This window comes from Leisingera sp. JC11 (assembly GCF_040704725.1).
GTDB lineage: Bacteria > Pseudomonadota > Alphaproteobacteria > Rhodobacterales > Rhodobacteraceae > Leisingera.
On record NZ_JBFCVS010000002.1, the window covers coordinates 162,199 to 183,771 of the forward strand.

Annotated in this window: 23 protein-coding genes; 11 read left to right on the top strand and 12 right to left on the bottom strand. The window is 66.7% G+C overall.

The genetic code is table 11. From position 1 onward, the window contains the following. Positions 1–65: 65 nt before the first annotated feature. The 6 genes from AB1A62_RS02610 to AB1A62_RS02635 all read right to left on the bottom strand — a co-directional run bounded on the left by AB1A62_RS02610 (position 66) and on the right by AB1A62_RS02635 (position 6,036). Entirely contained in the window at positions 66–1,298 is a 1,233-nt protein-coding gene (locus AB1A62_RS02610) for an SPOR domain-containing protein (protein ID WP_366659716.1), read from the bottom strand. A gap of 117 nt (positions 1,299–1,415) precedes the next feature. Further along, on the bottom strand, positions 1,416–3,161 hold the full coding sequence (gene argS / locus AB1A62_RS02615) for an arginine--tRNA ligase (protein ID WP_366659717.1): 1,746 nt from the start codon (positions 3,159–3,161) through the stop codon (positions 1,416–1,418). 165 nt (positions 3,162–3,326) lie between these two features. Then, a complete protein-coding gene (locus AB1A62_RS02620) occupies positions 3,327–3,665 on the bottom strand; it encodes a YciI family protein (protein ID WP_366659718.1) in 339 nt (112 codons plus the stop codon). Next, positions 3,662–3,961, bottom strand: coding sequence for a hypothetical protein (locus tag AB1A62_RS02625; RefSeq protein WP_366659719.1), 300 nt, complete (start codon positions 3,959–3,961; stop codon positions 3,662–3,664). The genes AB1A62_RS02620 and AB1A62_RS02625 overlap by 4 nt, the downstream gene beginning before the upstream one ends. A gap of 148 nt (positions 3,962–4,109) precedes the next feature. After that, positions 4,110–4,502 carry a GFA family protein gene (locus AB1A62_RS02630; RefSeq protein ID WP_366659721.1) on the bottom strand — a complete coding sequence of 131 codons (393 nt, stop codon included), beginning with the start codon at positions 4,500–4,502 and terminating at the stop codon, positions 4,110–4,112. Between the two features lie 382 nt (positions 4,503–4,884). After that, positions 4,885–6,036, bottom strand: coding sequence for a deoxyguanosinetriphosphate triphosphohydrolase (locus tag AB1A62_RS02635; RefSeq protein WP_366660000.1), 1,152 nt, complete (start codon positions 6,034–6,036; stop codon positions 4,885–4,887). Between the two features lie 102 nt (positions 6,037–6,138). On the opposite strand from AB1A62_RS02635, the gene AB1A62_RS02640 reads away from it, so the two are divergent. Beyond that, the gene (locus tag AB1A62_RS02640) at positions 6,139–6,462 is read left to right on the top strand and encodes an iron-sulfur cluster assembly accessory protein (protein ID WP_366659722.1); all 324 of its coding nucleotides are present in this window, start codon (positions 6,139–6,141) and stop codon (positions 6,460–6,462) included. A gap of 108 nt (positions 6,463–6,570) precedes the next feature. Here the strand turns inward: AB1A62_RS02640 and AB1A62_RS02645 are convergent, their stop codons facing one another. The 3 genes from AB1A62_RS02645 to AB1A62_RS02655 form a co-directional block, all read right to left on the bottom strand. After that, complete coding sequence (locus AB1A62_RS02645) at positions 6,571–7,488, bottom strand: DMT family transporter (RefSeq protein WP_366660002.1); 918 nt, start codon at positions 7,486–7,488, stop codon at positions 6,571–6,573. Further along, positions 7,488–8,549: a hypothetical protein gene (locus tag AB1A62_RS02650; protein ID WP_366659724.1), complete on the bottom strand. Its 1,062-nt coding sequence runs from the start codon at positions 8,547–8,549 to the stop codon at positions 7,488–7,490. Before AB1A62_RS02650 ends, AB1A62_RS02645 begins: the two co-directional genes overlap by 1 nt. Before the next feature lie 97 nt (positions 8,550–8,646). Beyond that, the gene (locus AB1A62_RS02655; RefSeq protein ID WP_366659725.1) at positions 8,647–9,336 is read right to left on the bottom strand and encodes a hypothetical protein; all 690 of its coding nucleotides are present in this window, start codon (positions 9,334–9,336) and stop codon (positions 8,647–8,649) included. A 277-nt stretch (positions 9,337–9,613) separates the two neighbouring features. Between AB1A62_RS02655 and xth the strand changes: the two genes are divergently transcribed. Then, on the top strand, positions 9,614–10,420 hold the full coding sequence (gene xth / locus AB1A62_RS02660) for an exodeoxyribonuclease III (RefSeq protein WP_366659726.1): 807 nt from the start codon (positions 9,614–9,616) through the stop codon (positions 10,418–10,420). An 84-nt stretch (positions 10,421–10,504) separates the two neighbouring features. Here xth and AB1A62_RS02665 read toward each other — a convergent pair whose 3' ends face one another. Further along, a complete protein-coding gene (locus AB1A62_RS02665; RefSeq protein WP_366659727.1) occupies positions 10,505–11,671 on the bottom strand; it encodes an FAD-dependent monooxygenase in 1,167 nt (388 codons plus the stop codon). 104 nt (positions 11,672–11,775) lie between these two features. After that, positions 11,776–12,198: an RNA polymerase-binding protein DksA gene (gene dksA, locus AB1A62_RS02670; protein ID WP_036762180.1), complete on the bottom strand. Its 423-nt coding sequence runs from the start codon at positions 12,196–12,198 to the stop codon at positions 11,776–11,778. A 175-nt stretch (positions 12,199–12,373) separates the two neighbouring features. Here dksA and AB1A62_RS02675 point away from each other — a divergent pair, with 175 nt between their 5' ends. The 5 genes from AB1A62_RS02675 (at position 12,374) to AB1A62_RS02695 (ending at position 17,127) form a co-directional block, all read left to right on the top strand. Continuing rightward, the gene (locus AB1A62_RS02675) at positions 12,374–13,213 is read left to right on the top strand and encodes a MoxR family ATPase (RefSeq protein ID WP_366659728.1); all 840 of its coding nucleotides are present in this window, start codon (positions 12,374–12,376) and stop codon (positions 13,211–13,213) included. Between the two features lie 135 nt (positions 13,214–13,348). Continuing rightward, the gene (locus AB1A62_RS02680; protein ID WP_366659729.1) at positions 13,349–14,770 is read left to right on the top strand and encodes a DUF2927 domain-containing protein; all 1,422 of its coding nucleotides are present in this window, start codon (positions 13,349–13,351) and stop codon (positions 14,768–14,770) included. A gap of 48 nt (positions 14,771–14,818) precedes the next feature. After that, positions 14,819–14,986: a hypothetical protein gene (locus AB1A62_RS02685; RefSeq protein ID WP_366659731.1), complete on the top strand. Its 168-nt coding sequence runs from the start codon at positions 14,819–14,821 to the stop codon at positions 14,984–14,986. A 19-nt stretch (positions 14,987–15,005) separates the two neighbouring features. After that, positions 15,006–16,190 (top strand): VWA domain-containing protein, encoded by a 1,185-nt coding sequence (locus AB1A62_RS02690; RefSeq protein WP_366659733.1) that lies wholly within the window; start codon positions 15,006–15,008, stop codon positions 16,188–16,190. A gap of 28 nt (positions 16,191–16,218) precedes the next feature. Next, entirely contained in the window at positions 16,219–17,127 is a 909-nt protein-coding gene (locus tag AB1A62_RS02695) for a PhzF family phenazine biosynthesis isomerase (RefSeq protein WP_366659734.1), read from the top strand. A gap of 89 nt (positions 17,128–17,216) precedes the next feature. Here the strand turns inward: AB1A62_RS02695 and AB1A62_RS02700 are convergent, their stop codons facing one another. Further along, the gene (locus tag AB1A62_RS02700) at positions 17,217–17,585 is read right to left on the bottom strand and encodes a hypothetical protein (protein WP_366659735.1); all 369 of its coding nucleotides are present in this window, start codon (positions 17,583–17,585) and stop codon (positions 17,217–17,219) included. Positions 17,586–17,777: 192 nt separating this feature from the next. Between AB1A62_RS02700 and AB1A62_RS02705 the strand changes: the two genes are divergently transcribed. The 4 genes from AB1A62_RS02705 (at position 17,778) to minE (ending at position 21,327) form a co-directional block, all read left to right on the top strand. Continuing rightward, positions 17,778–19,244 (top strand): alkaline phosphatase D family protein, encoded by a 1,467-nt coding sequence (locus tag AB1A62_RS02705; protein ID WP_366659737.1) that lies wholly within the window; start codon positions 17,778–17,780, stop codon positions 19,242–19,244. Between the two features lie 201 nt (positions 19,245–19,445). Next, on the top strand, positions 19,446–20,198 hold the full coding sequence (gene minC, locus AB1A62_RS02710; RefSeq protein WP_366659739.1) for a septum site-determining protein MinC: 753 nt from the start codon (positions 19,446–19,448) through the stop codon (positions 20,196–20,198). Between the two features lie 43 nt (positions 20,199–20,241). Further along, positions 20,242–21,060 carry a septum site-determining protein MinD gene (gene minD, locus AB1A62_RS02715; RefSeq protein WP_366660005.1) on the top strand — a complete coding sequence of 273 codons (819 nt, stop codon included), beginning with the start codon at positions 20,242–20,244 and terminating at the stop codon, positions 21,058–21,060. A gap of 3 nt (positions 21,061–21,063) precedes the next feature. After that, the gene (gene minE / locus AB1A62_RS02720) at positions 21,064–21,327 is read left to right on the top strand and encodes a cell division topological specificity factor MinE (RefSeq protein WP_366659741.1); all 264 of its coding nucleotides are present in this window, start codon (positions 21,064–21,066) and stop codon (positions 21,325–21,327) included. The last annotated feature ends 246 nt before the right edge of the window (positions 21,328–21,573 follow it).

The following is a 21,573-nucleotide window of genomic DNA, read 5'->3' on the forward strand; positions in this document are numbered from 1 at the left end:
GGGGGGCGGGGCGGGCGCTGCCCGGGCTTGCGGCCGGGCGGTACATTAATCTGCTGTCCGTACTGTTACCGGGTGGTCACCGGAATGCAATCGGCATTGCCCGCGACCAGTGCCGAACAGAACCGGCGCGCGTCCGACAACCCGTCAAAGCCCATTGCCCGCAGGCGGTAGAAGGTGCGGCCGCCGCTTTCGGCGCGCTGGATCACCCGCTGCTTGGTTTCCAGATACTCCGGGAAACGGGCGCTGATGCGGTCCCATTCGGCGCGCGCCACTTCGGGGCTTTCATAGGCGCCCAGCTGCGCAAGGCGGGTGCCGGCTGCCAGGGTGGCCGGGTCCACATCGACCGGTGCGGCCAGCGCTGCCGGTGCGGCTGCGGCCGGAGCCGGGCTGAACCGTGCGGGACGGGCCGAAGGCCGCAGCGAAATCTTGACGCCGGGCGCATTCAGCAGCGCCGGAGACGCAGTGGCAGCGGCCAGCGCCGGCTGCAGCGGTTCCGGCTGCACGATCGCAGGCGCTGCCGCAGCGGCGGGCACCGGGGCCGAGACGTTCTCGGCCTCGCGGGCCAGTTCCGCCACCAGCGCGTCGATATCGCCGTTCCGGAAGGAGGCCACCGCCTCCCCGCTGACGCCCGCTTCCGCGCCAGGGGCCGCCGGGGCATCAGGCTCCGCCGGGGCGGCAGGCAGCTCCGCAACAGGTGCGGCCTCTGCGGCCAGTTCCGGCAGCGGCTTGTCATCTTCGGTGAGTTCAATGGCAGAGGGCGCCAGGGTCAGCCGGTCGGCAGGCGCCTCGGCGCTGCCGCTGGCCGCCACCGCGTTCACCGCCAGCCCCTGGTGATCCGCCTGGCTGCCGCCCGGGTTCTCAGGCTGCTCGCGCATCGGCCCCTCGGCGGCACGCACCACCGGCACGCCGCTGACGTCGCGCATCACCAGCTTGTAGCCCCAGAAGCCGACGCCCGCGACCAGCGCGATGGAGGCCACCGCCCCCAGGATGCTCAAGCTTTTGGAGAACCGCGCCCGCAGGCCCGCCGGAGCCGCAGCATAGGCGGCGTAATCATCAGCGCCATAGCCCTGCCCCTCCGGCTGGTAGCCGTAGGCCGGGTCTTCATAGCCATAGTCCGGCTCGGCGCCCGGCCCGGTGTACTGCTGGCCGGTGTACTGCTGGCCGGTGTACGGCTGCCCTGCATAGCTCTGATCGGAGTACTGCTGCCCGTAAGGACCGCCAGTTGCGGTGTCCTGCTGCTGCCGGTCACCGCCCTGTGAATAGGCGCGCCCCTGGCCCGCCTGCGCAAAATACGCCATTGTCCGCCTCACTGCCCGGTTCGGCAGCGCCTGATCCGGCGCTGCACCCCAAGTCTCTTGAACTGCCTCAGTCCGGCGGATGTGCAATTTTCACCGCAAGGGCTTGCGCCCCTTTGGCTATCGCATCTCTTCTGCCGGTTTCACGCCAAGAATACCAAGACCAGCGGAAATGACAACGGAAACGGCCCGCGCCAGCGCCAAATTTGCATGTGTTGCCAATTGGCTGCTTTCATTAACAAAGCGTAAACCTTCGTTCGATTTGCCGAGGTGATACAGCCCGTGCAGCTCGGAGGCGAGGTCGTAGAGGTAGAAGGCCACCCGGTGCGGCTCATGGGTGCGGGCGGCGATTTCCACCTGGCGCGGCCATTCTGCCAGCTTCTTGGCCACCGCCAGCTGCGCCGGATCGGCGATCAGGCTCAGGTCCGCAGCGTTCAGAGCGGCATCATCGGCAGCAATGCCCTGTTCCTCCGCCTTGCGCAGGGTCGAGCAGATCCGCGCGTTGGCGTATTGCACGTAGAACACCGGGTTGTCCTTGGACTGCTCCAGCGCCTTGTCGAGGTCGAAGTCGAAGCCCTGGTCGTTCTTGCGCGTCAGCAGCATGAAGCGGGTGACGTCCGGGCCGACCGAATCCACCACATCGCGCAGGGTGACAAAGGTCCCTGCCCGCTTGGACATCTTGAACTCCTGGCCGTCCTTGAACAGCTTCACCAGCTGGCACAGCTTGATGTCCAGCGGCACCTTGCCGTCGGACAGCGCCGAAACCGCCGCCTTCATCCGCTTGACATAGCCGCCGTGGTCAGCGCCAAAGATGTCGATCAGCTCGTCAAAGCCGCGCTCCACCTTGTCGTAGTGATAGGCGATATCAGGCGCGAAATAGGTCCAGGAGCCATCGGATTTCTTCACCGCCCGGTCAACGTCGTCGCCATGGTCGGTGGACTTGAACAAAGTCTGCTCGCGCGGCTCCCAGTCGTCGGGCTTCTTGCCCTTCGGCGGCTCCAGCACGCCCTGGTAGATCAGACCCTTGGCTTCCAGGCTGGCCAGTGCCGCCTCGATCTTGCCGGTGCCGTAAAGCGACTTCTCGGAATAGAACTTGTCCATTCTAATGCCGAGCTGGGCCAGATCCTCGCGGATCAGTTCCATCATCGCATCGGTTGCGAACTCGCGCACCTCCGCCAGCCAGACGTCCTCGCCCTTACCGACGTAGGCATCGCCCACCTTGTCCTTCAGAGCCTGGCCCACGGGAACCAGGTAGTCGCCGGGATAGGTGCCGTCGGCAAAGGCCACCTCCTGCCCGTGCGCCTCCAGGTAGCGCAGGTAGACCGAGCGCGCCAGCACGTCGACCTGGCCGCCGCCATCGTTGATGTAGTATTCGCGGGTGACGTCATAGCCGGCATAGGCCAGCAGTGCCGCCAGCGCATCGCCGAACACCGCGCCGCGGGTATGACCCACATGCAGCGGGCCAGTCGGGTTGGCGGAGACATATTCCACGTTCACGCGCTTGTCCGCACCCAAGTCCGAGCGGCCGAAATCCGTGCCTGCGTCCAGGACCGTTTTCAAAACCCCCTGCCAGACGCCCGGCGCCAGCCGCAGGTTCAGGAAGCCGGGGCCTGCAACCTCAGCCGAGGTGATCCGCTCATCCGCGGCCAGCTTGGCCGCCAGCGCCTCGGCAATATCGCGCGGCTTCATCTTCGCGGGCTTGGCCAGCACCATCGCCGCATTGGTCGCCATGTCGCCATGGGCCGCATCGCGCGGCGGCTCCACCGCCACATTGGCAAAATCGAGCCCCTCGGGCAGCGCGCCTTCGCCGGTCATGGCGGTCAGGCTGTCAATCACAAGCGTGCGGATATCGGTAAAGAGGTTCATGTCTGGCGTCCCAACTGTTCAGAACTGCGGATACCGGGGGCTGCAGGAAGGGTCAACAGGATTGCAGGGGCAGCCCGGGGCCTTGAGAGGGCCGTGCCGGAAAATCCGGATTATCCGGCCGGTATTCTTACTCAGGAAAATTGCGCCGCTGCCGCGGCGCCGGCCTCACAAAACCGCGGTGCGGTCCTCCAGGATCTTGCCCCAGGTGAAGATCTCGTATGAGCGGAAGGCGGGCACGTAAAACGGATCGCCATGGATCAGATGCTCCACCTCGATGCGGTCCTCGGCCTCGACAATCCACAAGGCGCCGCAGAAATCGCCATCGGTGTCCGGCTTCAGCCCGCCGCCGATGCGCAGCTCCGGGTGATCCTCGACATAGGCCACATGGGCATCGCGCCGGACCTTGTCGGCGCGGATATCCATCATTGCCGGCGCATCGCGGAACAGCACCGCCCAGCGGGTCAGCGCCGGCGCGGATTTGCGGGCTTCACCGGCCGCGGTCACGAGAACATCCCCTGAATGGCTGAGGCGGTGCCCCATTCGGTGATCTTGTAGGTGCGCAGGGAGGCCACGTAATAGGGGTCCTGCAGGATCAGCCGCTCCACGTCCTGGCGGGTCTCGGCCTCCACGTTCCAGATCGCGCCGGGAAAGTCCTGCATCGGCCGCATCGCCAGCGCGCCGCCGATCTGCAGCTCGGGCCGCGACCGCACAAAGGCGATATGCGCCTCGCGCCGCTTCTTGTCGCCGCGCACCCGGTCCATGTCCGGCTTGTCCGTGAATGTGACGGTCCAGCGTGCCATGGCTTTCCCCTCGTAATGCCTCCCCCTGCGGATACCGCCGATGCCCCGCGGCATCATAGGGCCAGATCATAGCACGGCTTACGGCCAATTTGCAGCGCAGCGCGGGAACCGGGGTGCGGACAGCACCCCGGCTCACTAATATCCCGGATCAGGCCGGATGCCCCTGCGACTGCTTTGCCCCGTCGCAAATTTCATACCAGCCGGGCTTCTCACCCACGAACTCATGGAAGGTGTTCACCGCCTCCAGCACCCCGTCCAGCGCATTTGCGGCAATCGGGAAGCTCTCCTCCTCCGAGAGGATCTCCCCCAGCGAGCTGCCGCAGATCCGGCAGAAGCAGCGGCCGTATTTGTAGGGCGGCGCGGGCTGGTACAGCGCCACGTCCTCCTTGCCCGCAATCCAGCGCAGGTCGTCCTTTTTCACAAAGACAATGGTGCTGGCCCCGGCCTTGCGGCAGCGGGAGCAATGGCAGGTGCCCATCAAAGCGGGCTGCGCCAGCAGTTCAAACTTCACCGCTCCGCAGCAGCAGCTTCCCTCAATCATTCCGGCAATCCTCTCTATCATGAATTCAAATGAGAACATTACAGGAACATTTGCAGAGAAACAAGCCGCACAGGGCGTTGCGCAAAGGCCCGCCGCAGCGCACGCCCCGCTTGCGCGGCCTTAACCGGACTATGCCACGATCACTTCCGCTGCAGCACATGGCGCGGGTCTGGCACCCCGCGCGCACAGGAGACCAGGACCCCAAAGACCACCTCCACAAAAGGTGCAGGGACGTCTGACTGATGAAGCTTTTGACCGGACCCGGGGCGCGCTGGCGCTCCGGCCCTATCCTCCGCCCCCGTGGCGGCGCCGCCATCCCTATCCCGCCCCTTTGAAAGGCACGCAGGCAGAACAACAGCAAAACGGCAGCAGCCGGAAGCCTTTAGACCTCGACCTTCACCCCGATCAGCCGCTCATGCAGCTGCAGGGCAAAACGGTCGGTCATGCCGGCGATATAATCCGACACGATCCGCGCCAGCGCGGTGCGGTCTGCTGCGGCCGCAATCTCGGCGTGCCAGCGTTCCGGCATGTCCTGCGGGTTGTCCAGAAAATAGGGAAACAGCGCCTCAACCACCTTGGCGACCTTGGCGCGTTTCTCCATCACCGAGGGCGCCCGGTACATGCGGGTGAACAGGAAGGCGCGGATGTCCTTCAGGTCGCGCCACAGCGGATCAGAGAATTTCACCACCGGATGGCCCAGGCCGCGCACGTCCTCGACGCTCTGCACGCCGGTGTCCGCCAGCAGGCTGCGGGCGGTGCTGATCACATCCTCGACCATGAAGCCAAAGAACCGCCGCAGCGCCTCGTGCCGCCGCCGGTTCGCATCCAGCCCGGGATACTTCCGGTCCACCTCGCCATAGGCCCTGTCCAACAGCGGCAATTGCGCCAGATCCGCGTCGGTGAACAGCCCGGCGCGCAGCGCATCATGCAGATCGTGATTGTTGTACGCGATGTCATCCGACAGCGCCGCCACCTGCGCCTCGGCGCTGGCGTGGGTGTGCAGCTCCAGGTCCACCGCCGCGTTGCACTCGGCCAGCGCCCAGGGCAGTTCCCCAACCACCGGGCCATTGTGTTTGGCAATGGCTTCAAGGGTTTCCCAGGTGAGGTTCAAGCCGTCGAACTCGGCATAGTGGCGCTCCAGGCAGGTCACGATGCGGATCGCCTGGGCATTGTGGTCAAAGCCGCCGTAGGGCGCCATCAGCGCATGCAGCGCGTCCTCGCCGGTGTGGCCGAACGGCGTGTGGCCCAGGTCATGCGCCAGCGCGACCGCCTCGGTCAGCTCCTGGTTCAGCCCCAGCGCGCCGGCAATGGTGCGGCCCACCTGCCCGACCTCGATCGAATGGGTCAGCCGGGTGCGGTAATTGTCGCCCTCATGCTCCACGAACACCTGGGTCTTGTGCTTCAGCCTGCGGAAGGCGCTGGCGTGGATGATCCGGTCGCGGTCGCGCTGATAGGGCGAGCGGAAGGAGCTCTCCTCCTCCGGCACCTGCCGCCCGCGGCTGCGGTCCGGCATCGTGGCATAAGGTGCGTGCAATTCAAATCTTTTGACCAAAGCTGGGGCTCCACATCTTGCCGCTTGAATTGCACCTTTCTATATAAAGCTTTGCGCTGCAACCTACGCCCGTGGAGAAACCTGATGCACCTGCCCCCGAAAGTCACCGACCGCGCCTTTGCCCGGCTGGCCGAGATCGGCGCCGCGGATCAGGGCCAGGCGCTGCGGGTCGCTGTGGAAGGCGGCGGCTGCTCCGGCTTCCAGTACGAGATCGCGCTGGATGAGGCCAAGGAGGATGATCTGGTGCTCGAGGGTCAGGGTGAAAAGGTGGTGGTCGACAGCGTCTCCCTGCCGTTCCTGGAAAACGCGGTGATCGATTTCACCGAGGAGCTGATCGGCGCCCGCTTCACCATCGAGAACCCCAACGCCACCTCCAGCTGCGGCTGCGGCACCTCGTTCTCGATCTGAGAATACGTTTGCGAATTCCCCGGCCTTGCCCAAGCAAGGCCGCGCCCGCCCCCGGCTGAAGGGGCGGGAGCTTCGCCCCTGCGGGGCTCAACAGCCATTTCTCAGGCGTTACGGATCGGTCTGCAGCCGCCCGGCACTGCGCAGCCTCGGCATAGCCGGGGCAAACTGGTCCCACACCAGAAAAAGCCCTGAAGCAATGACAATGGCGCCGCCCGCATAGGTGGAGGCCGGCGGGAACTCCCCGAAGAACACCGCTCCGATGACCGCCATCCAGATGAACTGCAGGTTCATAAGCGGGGTGACGGCGTAGGAGGCCAAGAGCCGCAGCGCCACCACCAAGAGCCAGCGCGCCCCGAACAGGAGGAACGCATAGGCGGCCGCCCAACCCGCATCCGCCAGCGGCATCGGCACCCAGACAAAGGGCAGCGCCAAAAGCATCGCGCCGCACAGCGTCAGGTTCGGATAGAACACCTGCGCCAGCGCGTTGCTTTCATGACGGCCGATAAACCGCGCCATGGTCATCGAAAACGTGCCGGACACCACCGCGCCGAAAGCAATCAGATGCCCCCAAGCGGCATGCGCTCCGCCATCGTTGTGGGGCAGCAGGAACAGCACCCCTGCAAAGCCTGCCATCAAGGCGATCCAGGCCGCCGGGCGCACCGGCTCCTTCAGCACCAGCCCGGACATCGCGCCCGCCAGCAGCGGCATCATGCCGATGAAGACGAACACTTCGGCAAAGGGCAGCAGCCGGAAGGCATAAAAGAAACAAACCGCGGCGATAAGCGTCGCCACCGAGCGCAGCGCCATCGCCCGCGGGCACCGGGTGCGGAAGCCGCCGCGCTGCGCGGGCAGCCGGTCCGCCAGCAGGCAGAAGCCCGCCACCATGGCGCCCGACAGCGCATAAAGCTGCGCCGCCGCATACTGGCCCGCCAGCAGTTTGGTGATCCCGTCAGCTGAGGCGATCAGGCCGGTATAGGCCACCACCAGCAGCGCCCCGCCCAGGGCCTGGTTGCGTGAACAGCCCATCATGCAGCCCCCGCGCTGCCCGCGCGGGCAAATCCTTCAAAGAAGCCGGCAAACCCGGCGCAGCTGCGCTCAGCCGCGCAAAGCAGCCCGTGCTCCTCCTCGTTCAGCATGGCCTCGGCCCGCGCTTTGACCGCGCCCCAGCCGGACCGGCCTGTTCCAGCCTCAAAAACGGCTTCCGAAAGACTTTTCAATATACTTCCTCCCCGCAGCGCCGACACATGCACGCCCCCTGCGGGTACCGCCTGCCGGAACGCCTTGCGGCCGGACAGGATCATGAGCCAGTTAACAACAAAATACTCGTGATAGGAATCGTGAAGTCCAGAAAATTCCCGTTTTGATAGAGTAAACCCGGAAACCTGTCTGTCAAGCCAGCTCTCCCAGGCGGCGGGCGGCTGCTGCCCGGCATAGCGCAGCGCGATGCAGATCTCGGCCAGCAGATCAGCGTTCTGGTCGAGGAAGGCCACCAGGCCCGCAAACTCCAGGCTGGTCAGCGCCGCCTGCGGCAGCTGCGGGTCGCGGCGGCCGTATTCCGACAGGTAAAAGACGATGTGCGTCAGCTCGTAAGCCGCTTTTTTGTTCGGGATCGCAAAGGTTTGCGGGCGCGAGATGAAGGCGCGCAGCCGGTCGTCCAGCCCGTCGTCGCGCAGGACCGCACCGCGCCGTGCCAGCAGGCGGCGGGCCTCGGCCCGCTGCAGGTCCGACAGCTCCGCCTGCGCCAGCCCCTCCCGTTCGATCCATGCGGCCAGCTGCGCCCCGGTGCCCCCGGGCAGGCCCAGATCCTCCAGATCCAGGCAGATCGACAGGATGAATCGGTAATACTGGCGGAAGAAACTGATATGCCGCGCCGCGCCCTCGTAAAACCCCTGCAGCGGCGCCAGGGCCTCAGCGGCAACATCCGCCCCGGTGCATTCCAGAATGTTCAGAAGCTCGGCGTTTTCCTTGAGCCAGAACACGTCGTCCTGCGTGCGCCGGTGCGCGGCGAAACCGCCGATCAGCGCTGCATGCGCAGCCGCCCGGGACTGGCGGGCGGCGGAAGAGAAGAACGGGATGATCTGGGCCATGGGAACCTCCTGCGGATAGATGCGGCGCGGCAAGGGCGGCCCCGCAGCCGGGACCGCCAAAGGTCAGGGGCCGGGAAGGAGGCCGGCCCGCTCCCGGTCAGCTGCCCGAGGAGAACAGCCGGGTTGCGTCGCCGCCGCTGGTGCGCGCTTCTGCCGCCGGAGCGGAGCCGGAGGAGAACAGATGCGTGCCCTCGCCCGCGCCGGTCTCAGCCGCGGCTGCCGGGGCCGAGCCGGAAGAGAACATTTCCGTCAGACCGCCGGACGCGGTTTCGCATTCCGCCGCCGGCGCGGAGCCGGAGGAAAACATTTCCGTCAATTCCCCGGAAGCAACCTCAGATTGAGCTGCAGGCGCAGAGCCTGAAGAGAACATCTGCACCAGATCGCCCCCGGACGTCTCTGCCCGTGCCGCCGGAGCAGAGCCGGACGAGAACATTTCCACCAGGTCGCCAGCCGCCGTTTCGCTGCGGGCCGCCGGGGCCGAGCCGCTGGAGAACAGCCCGGTTTCACCGCCTGCCCAACTGTCCGCCATCTGCGGCATGGAGCCGGAAGAGAACAGCGAAACGCCTTCCCCTGCTGACAGATCCGCGGTGCATTCAGGCGCGGAGCCGGAAGAGAACATCTCCGTCGCATCGCCTTCGAACAGGCTGGCGCCTGCGGCCGGGCGGGTGGCGCGGATGGTCTGGATTTTACGCTGAGCAGTCATGTTGGAACCCCATTCGTTAAGGACAAAAGGCTCCTTGACGCTGGCACGGGCGCCGCGCAGCGCAAACAAAAAATGCAATTTCACATTGTATTTTGCATTCGCAATTACTTTAACTTCAACCCGCTATTTTTTGCGCAATTTCAATTATTTCAATTCATCCACAGGATATTCACCGTGTTATTCACACGCATATTATTGCAAAATAATTAAAATCAACCTGAGGGTTACTTTTCACCCATGCAAAACGCCAGCGGGCCGCAGCGGCACAAGTGATTCGCGATTCGCGCTCCGGGCTTGCCCCGGGGCGCTGATTCAGCGATAGATCGGCCCCGAATAAAGCAATCTGGGCCGGAGGCAAGCCATGAAAATCGCCACTTTTAACATCAATGGCATCAAGGCCCGCGCCCAGGCGCTGCCGGACTGGCTGGATGAGGCGCAGCCCGACGTGGTTCTGCTGCAGGAAATCAAGTCGGTGGACGAAGCGTTTCCCCGCGAGATCTTCGAGGAGCGCGGCTACAACGTCGAAACCCACGGGCAGAAAAGCTTCAACGGCGTGGCGATCCTGTCCAAGCTGCCGCTGGAAGACGTGTCGCGCGGGCTGCCCGGCGATGACAGCGACGAACAGGCGCGCTGGATCGAGGCGACGGTGGTGGGCAAGCAGGCGATCCGGATCTGCGGCCTTTACCTGCCCAACGGCAACCCGGTGGAGCTGGAGGCGGACGGCAGCCCGGTGGCGGGCGGCAAATACGCTTATAAACTGGCCTGGATGGAGCGGCTGAAGGCCCGGGCCGAGGCGCTGCTGGCCGGCGAAATGCCCGCGCTGATGGCCGGTGACTACAACATCATCCCGCAAGCCGAGGACGCCAAGCGCCCGGAGGCCTGGGTGGAGGACGCGCTGCACCGCCCGGAAAGCCGCGCCGCGTTTCAGCGGATCGTCAACCTGGGCTTCACCGAGGCCTTCCGCGCCCGCCACCAGGGGCCGGGGCATTATTCCTTCTGGGACTACCAGGCCGGCGCCTGGAACCGCGATGACGGCATCCGCATCGACCATTTCCTGCTGACGCCGCAGGCGGCGGACCTGCTGCGCGACTGCCAGATCGACAAGGACGTGCGCGGCCGCGAGAAGCCTTCGGACCACGTCCCGGTCTGGATCGAACTGGATAACTGAACGCCATCAGCGCGGCGCCACGCCCAACCTGTGCCGGTTCATCTTTGATGATCCGGAACGGGGCGGGAGCCTCCCCTGCCCGCCTCAGGCGGTGACGTCGTGGCGGTAGATCCAGTCGAACTGGCTGACCATGCGGTCCGGGGCGAAACGGCCGCCCAGTTTCAGCACCTGGTGCGCAGGCCAGCTGAGCGGCGCCCGCAGATGGTATTTCCAGGCATTGTTGCTGGCCGCCCGCACCACTTTCTCCGCCCGGTCGCGGCGGCGCGACTGGTACATTGCCAGCCCGGCCTTGAGCCCCGTCGCCTCCTGCAGCGAACGGGCCAGCACCCAGGCATCCTCCAGCGCCAGATTGGCGCCCTGGGCCATGAACGGCAGCGTCGGATGCGCGGCGTCGCCCAGGATGGCGGTGTTTTCGCCGTGCCAGCGCTCTGCCACCGGATGGCGGAACAACCCCCAGAGCAGCACTTCCTCCACCGCGTCCAGCAGCGCCGCGGCGTTGCCGCCGAAGCCCGCAAAGGCGGCGCGCAGGTTGGCCGGGTCGTCCTTGAGGTTCCAGCCCTCCTCGGCCCAGGCGCGGCGCTCCTGCACCGCGACCAGGTTCATCAGGCTGCCGTCGCGCAGCGGATAGGCCACCAGATGCCGCCCCGGCCCCATGAACACCTGCGCCTCCGGCGGCATGTTCAGATGGTTGGGCACGGTGGCGCGCCAGGCCACCTGGCCGGTGAAGAAGGGCTTGCGCTCGCCGTTCAGGGCCACCCGCGTTTTCGAATGCAGCCCGTCGGCGCCCACCAGCAGGTCGCCGCCGCATTGGGCGCCGTTCACCAGGTGCACAAGCGGCTGCGGGCCGGGTTCGATCCGCTCCGCCTTTTGCAGAAGCCGCACCTGCACGCCTTCGCGCCGGGCGGCGCCGGCCAGGATGCCGACGAGGTCGGAGCGGTGCACGAAGTAATAGGGCAGCCCGGCGGCGTATTCATCCAGGTCCAGCCGCAGCACTTGATTGCCGCGGCGGTGGCCGCGCAGCACCACCGCGCGGGCGCGCTGCGAGCACCAGGCCAGATCATCCGCCAGCCCCAGCGCCTTCAGCACCTGAACGCCGTTGGGGGTGATCTGCAGTCCCGCGCCGACCTCCGAGATCGCCTCGGCCTGCTCCAGCACGGTGACGGATGCCCCGAAGCGGCGCAGCGCCAGCGCTGCGGCCAGGCCGCCGATGCCGGCGCCGATGACGGTTATTTTCAGGCCTTTGAGGTCCATGGGGCTCCTGCAGATTCTCCGCCTGCCCCCAATGAAACAAAAAACGCCGGAGCAAAAGGCCCCGGCGTTAATGTTTCTTGCGTTTTTACCGCCAAAATCAGCGGTTAATCGTCACGGTGGACTTTTTCGCGGCGCTCGTGGCGTTCCTGCGCTTCCAGGCTCATGGTCGCGATCGGACGCGCATCCAGGCGCTTCAGCGAGATCGGGTCGCCGGTCACTTCGCAGTAGCCGTATTCACCCTCGTCGATGCGGCGCAGCGCCGAGTCGATCTTGGCGACCAGCTTGCGCTGGCGGTCGCGGGTGCGCAGCTCCAGCGCGCGGTCGGTCTCTTCGCTGGCACGGTCGGCGACATCGGGAATATTGCGGGTGCTGTCCTGCAGCCCCTCAATCGTGTCGCGGCTGTCTGCCAGCAGGTCCTGCTTCCATTCCAATAGTTTGCGTCGGAAATACTCAAGCTGCCGTTCGTTCATGAACGGCTCATCTTCGGCCGGTCGGTAGTCGTCCGGCAGAAACACTTCTTGCTTCATTTCGGCTCCTTCGGTCTGGCCCATCATGCTGGTCATAAACAATACCTCAACACTTTGGATCCCCCTCTGCCGCAGCGTTTATCCCTATCGGACAGGAATGTCACTACACAATAGTGGCGCTGTTTGGTTAAAAGCGTGATAACAAGACGGCAACCACGGCTGAAACGGGAAAGATATGCGATTTCAGGGCACTAAGGAATATGTTGCAACCGATGACCTGAAGGTTGCGGTGAACGCGGCGGTGACGCTGGAGCGTCCGCTGCTGGTCAAGGGCGAGCCCGGCACCGGCAAGACCGAGCTGGCCAAGCAGGTTGCCAGCGCGCTGGGGCTGCGGATGATCGAGTGGAACGTGAAATCCACCACCCGCGCCCAGCAGGGCCTTTATGAATATGACGCCGTGAGCCGCCTGCGCGACAGCCAGCTGGGCGAGGAGCGCGTGCATGACGTGAAGAACTACATCCGCAAGGGCAAGCTGTGGGAGGCGTTCGAGGCGGACGAGAAGGTCGTGCTGCTGATCGACGAGATCGACAAGGCCGACATCGAGTTCCCCAACGACCTCTTGCAGGAGCTCGACAAGATGGAGTTCCACGTCTACGAGACCGGCGAGACCATCAAGGCGAAGCACCGCCCGGTGATGATCATCACCTCCAACAACGAAAAGGAGCTGCCGGACGCTTTCCTGCGCCGCTGCTTCTTCCACTACATCCGCTTCCCGGACGCGGAGACGATGAAGAAGATCGTCGAGGTGCATCACCCGGGAATCAAGGAGGCGCTGCTGACCGCCGCGCTGACCCAGTTCTACGAGATCCGCGACACGCAAGGGCTGAAGAAGAAACCTTCGACCTCGGAGGTGATCGACTGGCTGAAACTGCTGCTGGCCGAGGATCTGAGCCCGGAGGATCTCGCCCGCGACGGTGCCAATGCGCTGCCCAAGCTGCACGGGGCGCTGCTGAAGAACGAGCAGGACGTGCATCTGTTCGAACGCCTGGCCTTCATGGCGCGCGGGCGGCGCTGACCGCGCGGGCAGAGGACACAGGCGGCAGGCGCTTTCCCCGCCGCCTGACTGTTTCGCTTCAAATCGCTGCCGCATTCCCCTATCAGAGGAAACAGGGCCGGGCTGAGGCAGCCGGGCCGCTAGGGAGACACCTGAGTGCCCGCGGACGCAGCAATCGACCCGGAAATGACCCCCCGCCGCAGCGGGAAGCGCCTGCTGAAGGCCGCCGCCGGCGTTCTGGCGGCGCTGGCGCTGGCCGCCTGCGCGGCCCCGGCGGCCCGCGTCGAAGCACCGACCCGCGCCGCCGCCGCGCCGCTGGCGCTGCCGCCGGTCAAGGTGTTCACCACGCCCCGGCCGCAAGCCCCCCAGCGCTCCAACGCCGATATTGCCCGCGACTTCCTGGATTTGCATTTCCAGCTTGAGGGCGGCAGCACCCTGCCCCAGTTCACCCGCTTTGAGACGCCGATCACCCTGCGGGTCACCGGCGACCCCGCCCCCGGCTTCAGCCGCGAGCTGAACGCGCTGCTGGCACGGCTGCGCGCGGAGGCCGGGATTTCCATCCGCCGGGTCACCGGCGGCGAGGCCAGCATCACCGTCCAGATGGTCTCCCGCAACGAGATCCGCCGGGCGCTGCCCAAGGCGGCCTGTTTCGTGGTGCCCAATGTCTCCTCGCTGGCGGAATACCGGCGCAACCGGCGCAGCCCGCGCACCAACTGGGCGCTGCTGCGCGAGCGGGACCGGCTGGCGGTCTTCCTGCCCAACGACACCAGCCCGCAGGAGGTGCGCGACTGCCTGCACGAAGAGCTGGCGCAGGCGATCGGACCGCTGAACGATCTCTACCGGCTGCCGGATTCGGTCTTCAACGACGACAACATGCACGCGGTGCTGACCGGGTTCGACATGCTGATCCTGCGCGCGACCTACGCGCCGGAGCTGAGAACCGGCATGAACCGCGATCAGGTTGCCGCCCGCCTGCCCGCCATCCTCGCCCGGCTGAACCCGCGCGGCGCAGGCGCCGCGGCCCCGGGGTTGCCGGACACGCCGCGGGCCTGGGCGGCGGCCTACGAACAGGCGCTGGGGCCGCAGGCCTCGCTGCGGGAGCGGCTGCGCGCCGCCAACAGGGCGGCAGAGATTGCCCGCGACCTGGGCTGGATCGACCACCGCCGGGCGCTGAGCCACTATACGCTGGGGCGGATGCTGCACATCCGCGAGCCGGAGCTGGCACTGCAGCATTTCCTGACCGCGCAAGACTTCCTGCAGGGGCTGCCCGGCACCGGCATCCATCAGGCCAAGGTCGCGGTGCAGCTGGCCGCCTATGACATTGCCACCGGCAACGGCGCGTCGGCCCTGGCCCGGCTGAAGCCGGCGGCTGACGCTGCCGCGGCCCACGAGAATGCCGCCCTGCTGTCCACCCTGCTGATGCTGCAAGCGGAGGCGCTGGAGCTGGAGGGCCGCATGGTGGAGGCGCGCCGCGTCAGGCTGGACAGCCTGGGATGGGCGCGTTACGGCTTTGGCCCGGATTGGGTGGTGGAGGCCCGGCTGGAGGAAGTCGCCGCGCTGCGCCCCTCCGGCTCCTGATACGGCCCGCAAGAGACAAATCCTGAAAGACAAGAGACGGATAGAACCATGATCGTAATCATCGGCGTTCTGCTGGGCGGCCTGATCGGCGCCCTGAAGGCCCGCAAACGTGGCGGCAACACCCTGGACATGCTGCAATACGGGGCTGTCTATGCCATCATCTTTGGTATTGTCGGACTGCTGGCAACCATCCTGACCCACCGGGTGCTGGCATAACAGCTGACAGAGGCCCGCGATGTTCCAGCCCTTCTTTGAAAACCTGCGCAAGGCGGCGGTTCCGGTCTCGCTGCGCGAGTACCTCACCTTCCTTGAAGGGATGAAGGCGGGGCTGGCGACCTATGACATCGAGGCGTTCTATTTCCTCGCCCGCGCCGCGATGGTGAAGGATGAGCGCAACATCGACAAGTTCGACCGCGCCTTTGCCGCCACCTTTGAAGGCTTGGAGGCGATCCCTGCTGATGCCGTGATGGAGGCGGTGGACATTCCCGAGGAATGGCTGCGCAAGATGGCCGAGAAGCATCTGAGCGCGGAGGAAAAGGCCGAGATCGAGGCGCTTGGCGGCTTCGACAAGCTGATGGAAACCCTGAAGGAGCGGCTGAAGGAACAGCAGGGCCGCCACCAGGGCGGCAATAAATGGATCGGGACAGCGGGCACCTCTCCCTTTGGCGCCTATGGCTACAACCCCGAGGGCGTGCGCATCGGCCAGGACAAGAGCCGTCATCAGCGCGCGGTCAAAGTCTGGGACAAGCGCGAGTTCAAGAACTTCGACGGCGATGTCGAGCTCGGCACCCGCAACATCAAGGTGGCGCTGAAGCGCCTGCGCCGCTGGGTCCGCGAGGGCGCGCAGGAGGAGCTGGATCTGGACGGCACCATCCGCTCCACCGCCGAGCACGGCTATCTGGACGTGAAAACACGCCCCGAACGGCACAATGCGGTGAAGGTGCTGCTGTTCCTGGATGTGGGCGGCTCGATGGATCCGCATATCCAAGTGGTGGAGGAATTGTTCTCTGCCGCCCGCGCCGAGTTCAAGCATCTGGAATATTACTATTTCCACAATTGCCTCTATGAGGGCGTGTGGCGCGACAACCGGCGGCGCTGGAACGAGAAGACCCCGACCCATGAGGTGCTGCGCACCTACGGGCCGGATTACAAGTGCATCTTTGTCGGCGATGCCTCGATGTCGCCTTACGAGATCGCTTATCCCGGCGGCGCCAATGAGCACTGGAACGAGGAAGCGGGCCAGGTCTGGCTGCAGCGCGCGCGCGAAGCCTGGGCCTCGAACCTGTGGATCAACCCGGTGCCGGAGAAATACTGGGACTATACCCATTCAATCGGCATGATCCGGGAGATCTTCGAGGGCCGGATGGTGCCGATGACGCTGGACGGGCTGGAACGCGGCATGCGGGAGCTGAGCCGGTAATCCGCTGTAAATTCAGGAAATTCACCTCATGACTATGATCCATGTGGTCGATGCTTTCACCCGAACGCCCGGGCAGGGCAACCGCGCCGGTGTCGTGCTGGAGGCGGAAGGCCTCAGCAGCGGCGACATGCAGGCGATTGCGGCCTTTGCGGGATTTTCCGAGACCGCCTTTGTGCTGCCTGCGCAGGCCGCGGATCACGACCTGCAGGTCCGCTACTTCACCCCCAGCGCCGAGGTTCCGATCTGCGGCCATGCAACCGTGGCCACCCATTTTCTGCGGGCGCAGATGCTGGGCCAGGCGGACTATCGCGTGCGCGCGCTGACCGGTGCCGGGGTGCTGCCTGTGCGGACCTGCGGCAGCGGCGCGGAAGCGCGGGTGGAGATGACCCAGGGCGAAGTGGCCCATGGCCATGTTCTGGATGCCGAAGAGCGCGCGGAGCTGCTGGCGGCGCTGGAGATATCTGAGGCGGATCTGGCAGAGGGGCTGCCGGTGCAGGTGGTCTCCACCGGCCATTCCAAGGTGATGGTGCCGCTGCGGAGCCGGGAAACGGTGGACGGGCTGCAGCCGTCCCTGCCCCGGCTGGCGGCACTGAGCAAGCGGATCGGCTGCAACGGTTATTTTCCCTTTGCCGCGGAACCGGCGGACGGCGGGCTGGAAACCCACGGCCGCATGTTCGCCCCGGCCATCGGCATTGCCGAGGACCCGGTGACCGGCAACGCCAACGGCCCGGCCGGCGCCTATCTGCTGGCCCAGGGGCTGCTGCCGGATGTGCCGCTGCAGACCTACGCCGGGCACCAGGGCCGCGCCCTGGGCGGGCCTGGCACGGTCTTTGTGACGCTGGACCAGACCGGCAGCGGCCTGACGGTCAGGATTTCGGGCCACGCGGTGGAGGCCGGCACGCTGACCTTCACGCCGGGCCGGCCGGACAGCCGTTAGCCCCGGCCGGCGGTGCGCGTCCGGACGGGCGGCATTTGCAATGCGGGCCGGACGGGCGGGAGGTCTGCCGCCGGCGCTTTGCCCCGGCTTCAGCCGCCCCACAGCCCCCACGCGCCCAGGGCCGCCACGGGCACGAACAGCCAGCCCTGCGGCAGCAACCCGTACCCCGCCCGGCGCAGCAGCGGCAGCAGCAGGCCCACCGCCGCCGTCACCGCGGCCATTGCGGTCCCCGCCAGCGCCATCCCTTCCGTTCCGCGGGCGCCGAGAAACAGGAACAGTGCCATCAGCCCCAGAAAGCCGGTCACCATATGCCAGCACAACAGCGTGGTTTCGCGCACCGCATCCGGCAGCTGCCGGTCGCGCGCCAGGGGCCGGGCGCACTCGCGGCCTCCCGCCAAGGCGTGCACCAGCATCCACAGGGCCGCCAGCGCCGCAGCGGCCAGAAAACTCCATTGCATGTCAAATCTCCTGAACTGTGAAATCCGCCCCTGCGGGCAAACCGGAGGCGGCAAAGGCAATATGCGGGCGCAGTCTGACCACGCCCGCCGCCGCGGCGCCACCGGTAATTCTGCCGCAGCACCGCAGACGCTGCGCAGCACCGCTGCCAGCGGTTGATTGCGCCGCTGCCCGCACCTAGGTGATGTGGCGGTATGAGCAGCAGCACCCGGACAACAGGCCCCGTCAGCGGACCAGCCGCAGACCCCGTCACCGGCCCCATCCTGATCCTTGATGATCTGCGGGATGGCCGGATGCATCTGGCTGCCCTGTTCATTGCACCGAAGGGCACCGCGGTGCCGCCGGTGCGGCTGGAGAGCGGCACGATGCAGCCCGAACTGCTGGCGGAGTATGAAACCCGCCAGGTGCTGCGGGCGCGGTTCGCGCTGCCCGCGGACCGTCCCTCCGCCTACCAATGGAACGGCACGCGCTATGACCTGGCGGGCGGCTTCGGCGGCGACATGCGGATCGCCTATGCCTCCTGCAACGGCGAGGAGCACGGCGACCTGGACCGCGACGGCGGCGAGCGCAACGCGATGTGGGCACGGATGGGCGCGGAGCACCGCGCGCAGCCGTTCTCGCTGCTTTTGCATGGCGGCGACCAGGTCTATGCGGATGAGGTGACGGACGGCCATCGCTTGAGCCAGGACTGGCCGGACCGCATCCCCCGCGATCCCGCGCGCGAGGATCTGGCCGGTCTGCGCCGTCATCTGCGCGAGCGGTTCCTGCAGCGCTACCTGGCGGTCTACAGCGCGCCGGAGCTTGCCTGGATCGCCGCCCGGGTGCCCTCGCTGATGCAATGGGACGATCATGATATCTGCGACGGCTGGGGCAGTTTGCGCCGCTCGCGCACCTATTCCCCGGTCGGCCAGACCCTGTTTGCCGCCGCGCGGGAGGCGGCGCTGCTGTTCCAGCACGGCTGCCGCGACGGTGGCCTGCCTGCGCGGTTCACCGATCCCGAAGGCACCCATCTGGGCTGGCGCATCGAGGCGCCGGGGCTGCGGCTGCTGGCACCTGATCTGCGGTCCGAGCGCAGCCGGCGGCGGGTGATGGCGCGGGGCGGCTGGCGGATGATGAAGGCCGCGGCGGAGCAGCGCTTTGCCGGGCGCAGCCTGATCCTGTCCAGCGTGCCCCTGCTGGGACCGCGGCTGTCGCTGCTGGAAGCCCTGATGGTGCTGACGCCCCGGATGCAGAAATACGAGGATGACCTGCGCGACCAGTGGCAGAGCCGGGCGCACCGGGCCTCCTGGCGGCGGATGCTGCGGCTGCTGCGGGACATGGCGGCGCAGGACGGCCAGCAGGTCACCGCGATCTCCGGCGAGATCCACCTGGCCGCGCGCGGCGAGATGGCGCTTGGCGGCGGCAAGGTGCTGCACCAGCTGGTCGCCTCCGGCATTTCCCACCGGGCGCCGCCCCGGGCCTGGGCCAAGGTGCTGGGGATGCTGTCCTGGCTGGGGGACGCGCCCCTGCCCGGCCACCCGATCCGCATCCGCCGGATCCCCGGCCAGGCCGGGCGCTACGCGGCGGAGCGGAATTATCTGGTCCTGGAGCGGCAAGGCGCGGACTGGTCCGCCAGCTGGGAGCTGGAAACCTCGGGCCGGTCGGCGCCGCTGGCACTGTAGCCGCGGGCGGGCGGCGGAAACGGCAACCTTTTTCTGCTCAACCGCAGGCGGATCATCTGCGGAAATCCGCCGCCGGGCAAAGCCGCCGGCGCTTGTCCGCCGAAGCCCTGCCAGCGCGGTTGAACCGTCGCCCTTCAGACGGCTACGCAAGGGGAAAAGACGCGGCGGAACAAACCCGCCACCCCCGAGCAGGAGCATCGCGTGAGCGTGCCGCATCAAGACATAAAACCCCGTGGCAGTGCGCCTGCCGCCAGCGTGAAGCCGTTCCAGATCCGCGGGCGCTACTTCACCGCAGTTGCCCTGCGGCCCGAGGACGGTCCGCTGGACCAGGCGTTTTACGCCGCCCTGGACGCGCAGCTGCGCTGGAGCCCGCAGTTCTTTGACGGCGCGCCGCTGATTCTGGATCTGGCGCAGGCGCCGGGACTGAACCGGCCTGCCGAGATCCGCGCCCTGACGGACAGCCTGCGCAGCCGGGACCTGGCGGTCTTCGGGGTGCAGAACGCCACCCCCGAACAGGCCGCCGCGGCAGAGGACGCCGGTCTGATCGCCCTGTCCAGCGGCAAGGACGCGCCGCTGAACACGGGCCCCGGCACCCGCCGGGAAATCCCCAAGAAACTGCGCCCGCCGGAGAATGTGCTGATCACCCGGCCGGTGCGCTCCGGCCAGACGGTGGTGGCCGAGGGCGGCGACCTGGTGGTGGTCGGGCCGGTCAGCTCCGGCGCCGAGCTGATCGCGCGGGGCAGCATCCATGTCTACGGGCGCCTGCGCGGCCGGGCGATGGCCGGGGCCGAGGGTGACGAAAGCGCCCGCATCTTCTGCCGCAGCCTGGATGCGGAGCTGCTGGCAGTGGCGGGCCTCTACCGGACAAGCGAGAATTTGGAGCCGGAGCTTTTGAACCGCCCGGTGCAGGTGTTCCTGCAGGACGGGCGGCTGTGTGTGGAAGCGCTGGGGTAAGGAAGGCAGGACAATGAGCAAGGACCTGAAACTGGAAGAGCCGCTGGGCCGGGTGATCGTGGTCACCTCGGGCAAGGGCGGCGTCGGCAAGACCACAACCTCTGCCGCCGTCGGCGCCGAACTGGCGCGGCGCGGCCACAAGACGGTGGTGATCGATTTCGACGTGGGCCTGCGCAACCTGGACATGATCATGGGCTGCGAGCGCCGGGTGGTGTTCGACTTCATCAACGTCATTCAGGGCGATGCCAAGCTGAAGCAGGCGCTGATCCGCGACCGGCGGCTGGAGAATCTGGCAGTGCTGCCGACCTCGCAGACCCGCGACAAGGATGCACTGACCAAGGACGGCGTCGAGAAGGTGCTGGACGAGCTGCGCCAGGAGTTCGACTACATCATCTGCGACAGCCCTGCAGGGATCGAGCGCGGTGCCCAGATGGCGATGCACTTTGCCGATGAGGCCATCGTTGTGACCAATCCCGAGGTGTCCTCGGTGCGTGACAGCGACCGGGTGCTGGGATTGCTGAACAGCATCACCGAACGGGCCAGCAAGGCCGGTGCGGAGCCGGTCAAGGCGCAGGTGCTGATCACCCGCCACGACAAGGCCCGCATCGACAGCGGCGAGATGATGACGGTGGAGGACGTGCTGGAGGTTCTGGCGGTGCCGCTGCTGGGCATCATTCCGGAAAGCGCCGCGGTGCTGCGCGCCTCCAACCTCGGCGTGCCGGTGGTGCTGGATGACCCGTCGGCAGCCGCGGCGGCCTATGAGGACGCGGTGGGCCGGCTGATCGGCGAGCAGATCGAGATGCGGATTGCCGCGGATCCCCGCCGCGGCCTGCTGCAGCGGCTGTTCCGGCGGGCGGTGTAAGGGATGTTCGGCTTTTCCCTCCGCCCCCGCAAGGCCTCGGCCAGCACCGCCAAGGAGCGGCTGCAGATCCTGCTGGCGCATGAGCGCAGCGGCAGTGGCAGCGCCCGTCCCGACTGCCTGCCGCAGCTGCAGCGCGAGATCCTGGACGTGATCCGCCGCCATATGCAGATCGGCGACGAGGCGATCGACATCCGCATGGAGCGCGGCGACGAGCTGTCGAGCCTGGAGATCAATATAGAGTTCCCGGAAAAACTGGGTGTGAACTAGGGCCGGGGCCCGCGGGGCGGCCCTGCCGCCCCGGAAGTTTTGGCATGGGGCGGCTTTGCCGGCCCCGAACATATTAAGAAAACCCGGCGCGGAATCCCCACCCCTACCCTGCGCCGGGTCAGGGCAGGTTCATCCTGCCCGTGTTGTCATGGGCCTTCCGCACTTGCCCTGCAGAAGGCCCATGACACATTCCGGTTCCCCTTCAATCCCGGACAGCCCGGCGGCGGCGCGCCGCAGGACACCCTG

Excerpts from the sequence above, each read along its gene's own strand:
- AB1A62_RS02610 (WP_366659716.1), bottom strand. The coding sequence starts at position 1,298 with ATGGCGTATTTTGCGCAGGCGGGCCAGGGGCGCGCCTATTCACAGGGC.
- argS (WP_366659717.1), bottom strand. The coding sequence starts at position 3,161 with ATGAACCTCTTTACCGATATCCGCACGCTTGTGATTGACAGCCTGACC.
- AB1A62_RS02625 (WP_366659719.1), bottom strand. The coding sequence starts at position 3,961 with ATGGCACGCTGGACCGTCACATTCACGGACAAGCCGGACATGGACCGG.
- AB1A62_RS02630 (WP_366659721.1), bottom strand. The coding sequence starts at position 4,502 with ATGATTGAGGGAAGCTGCTGCTGCGGAGCGGTGAAGTTTGAACTGCTG.
- AB1A62_RS02640 (WP_366659722.1), top strand. The coding sequence starts at position 6,139 with ATGCACCTGCCCCCGAAAGTCACCGACCGCGCCTTTGCCCGGCTGGCC.
- AB1A62_RS02645 (WP_366660002.1), bottom strand. The coding sequence starts at position 7,488 with ATGGGCTGTTCACGCAACCAGGCCCTGGGCGGGGCGCTGCTGGTGGTG.
- AB1A62_RS02650 (WP_366659724.1), bottom strand. The coding sequence starts at position 8,549 with ATGGCCCAGATCATCCCGTTCTTCTCTTCCGCCGCCCGCCAGTCCCGG.
- xth (WP_366659726.1), top strand. The coding sequence starts at position 9,614 with ATGAAAATCGCCACTTTTAACATCAATGGCATCAAGGCCCGCGCCCAG.
- AB1A62_RS02665 (WP_366659727.1), bottom strand. The coding sequence starts at position 11,671 with ATGGACCTCAAAGGCCTGAAAATAACCGTCATCGGCGCCGGCATCGGC.
- dksA (WP_036762180.1), bottom strand. The coding sequence starts at position 12,198 with ATGAAGCAAGAAGTGTTTCTGCCGGACGACTACCGACCGGCCGAAGAT.
- AB1A62_RS02675 (WP_366659728.1), top strand. The coding sequence starts at position 12,374 with ATGCGATTTCAGGGCACTAAGGAATATGTTGCAACCGATGACCTGAAG.
- AB1A62_RS02685 (WP_366659731.1), top strand. The coding sequence starts at position 14,819 with ATGATCGTAATCATCGGCGTTCTGCTGGGCGGCCTGATCGGCGCCCTG.
- AB1A62_RS02690 (WP_366659733.1), top strand. The coding sequence starts at position 15,006 with ATGTTCCAGCCCTTCTTTGAAAACCTGCGCAAGGCGGCGGTTCCGGTC.
- AB1A62_RS02695 (WP_366659734.1), top strand. The coding sequence starts at position 16,219 with ATGACTATGATCCATGTGGTCGATGCTTTCACCCGAACGCCCGGGCAG.
- AB1A62_RS02700 (WP_366659735.1), bottom strand. The coding sequence starts at position 17,585 with ATGCAATGGAGTTTTCTGGCCGCTGCGGCGCTGGCGGCCCTGTGGATG.
- AB1A62_RS02705 (WP_366659737.1), top strand. The coding sequence starts at position 17,778 with ATGAGCAGCAGCACCCGGACAACAGGCCCCGTCAGCGGACCAGCCGCA.
- minE (WP_366659741.1), top strand. The coding sequence starts at position 21,064 with ATGTTCGGCTTTTCCCTCCGCCCCCGCAAGGCCTCGGCCAGCACCGCC.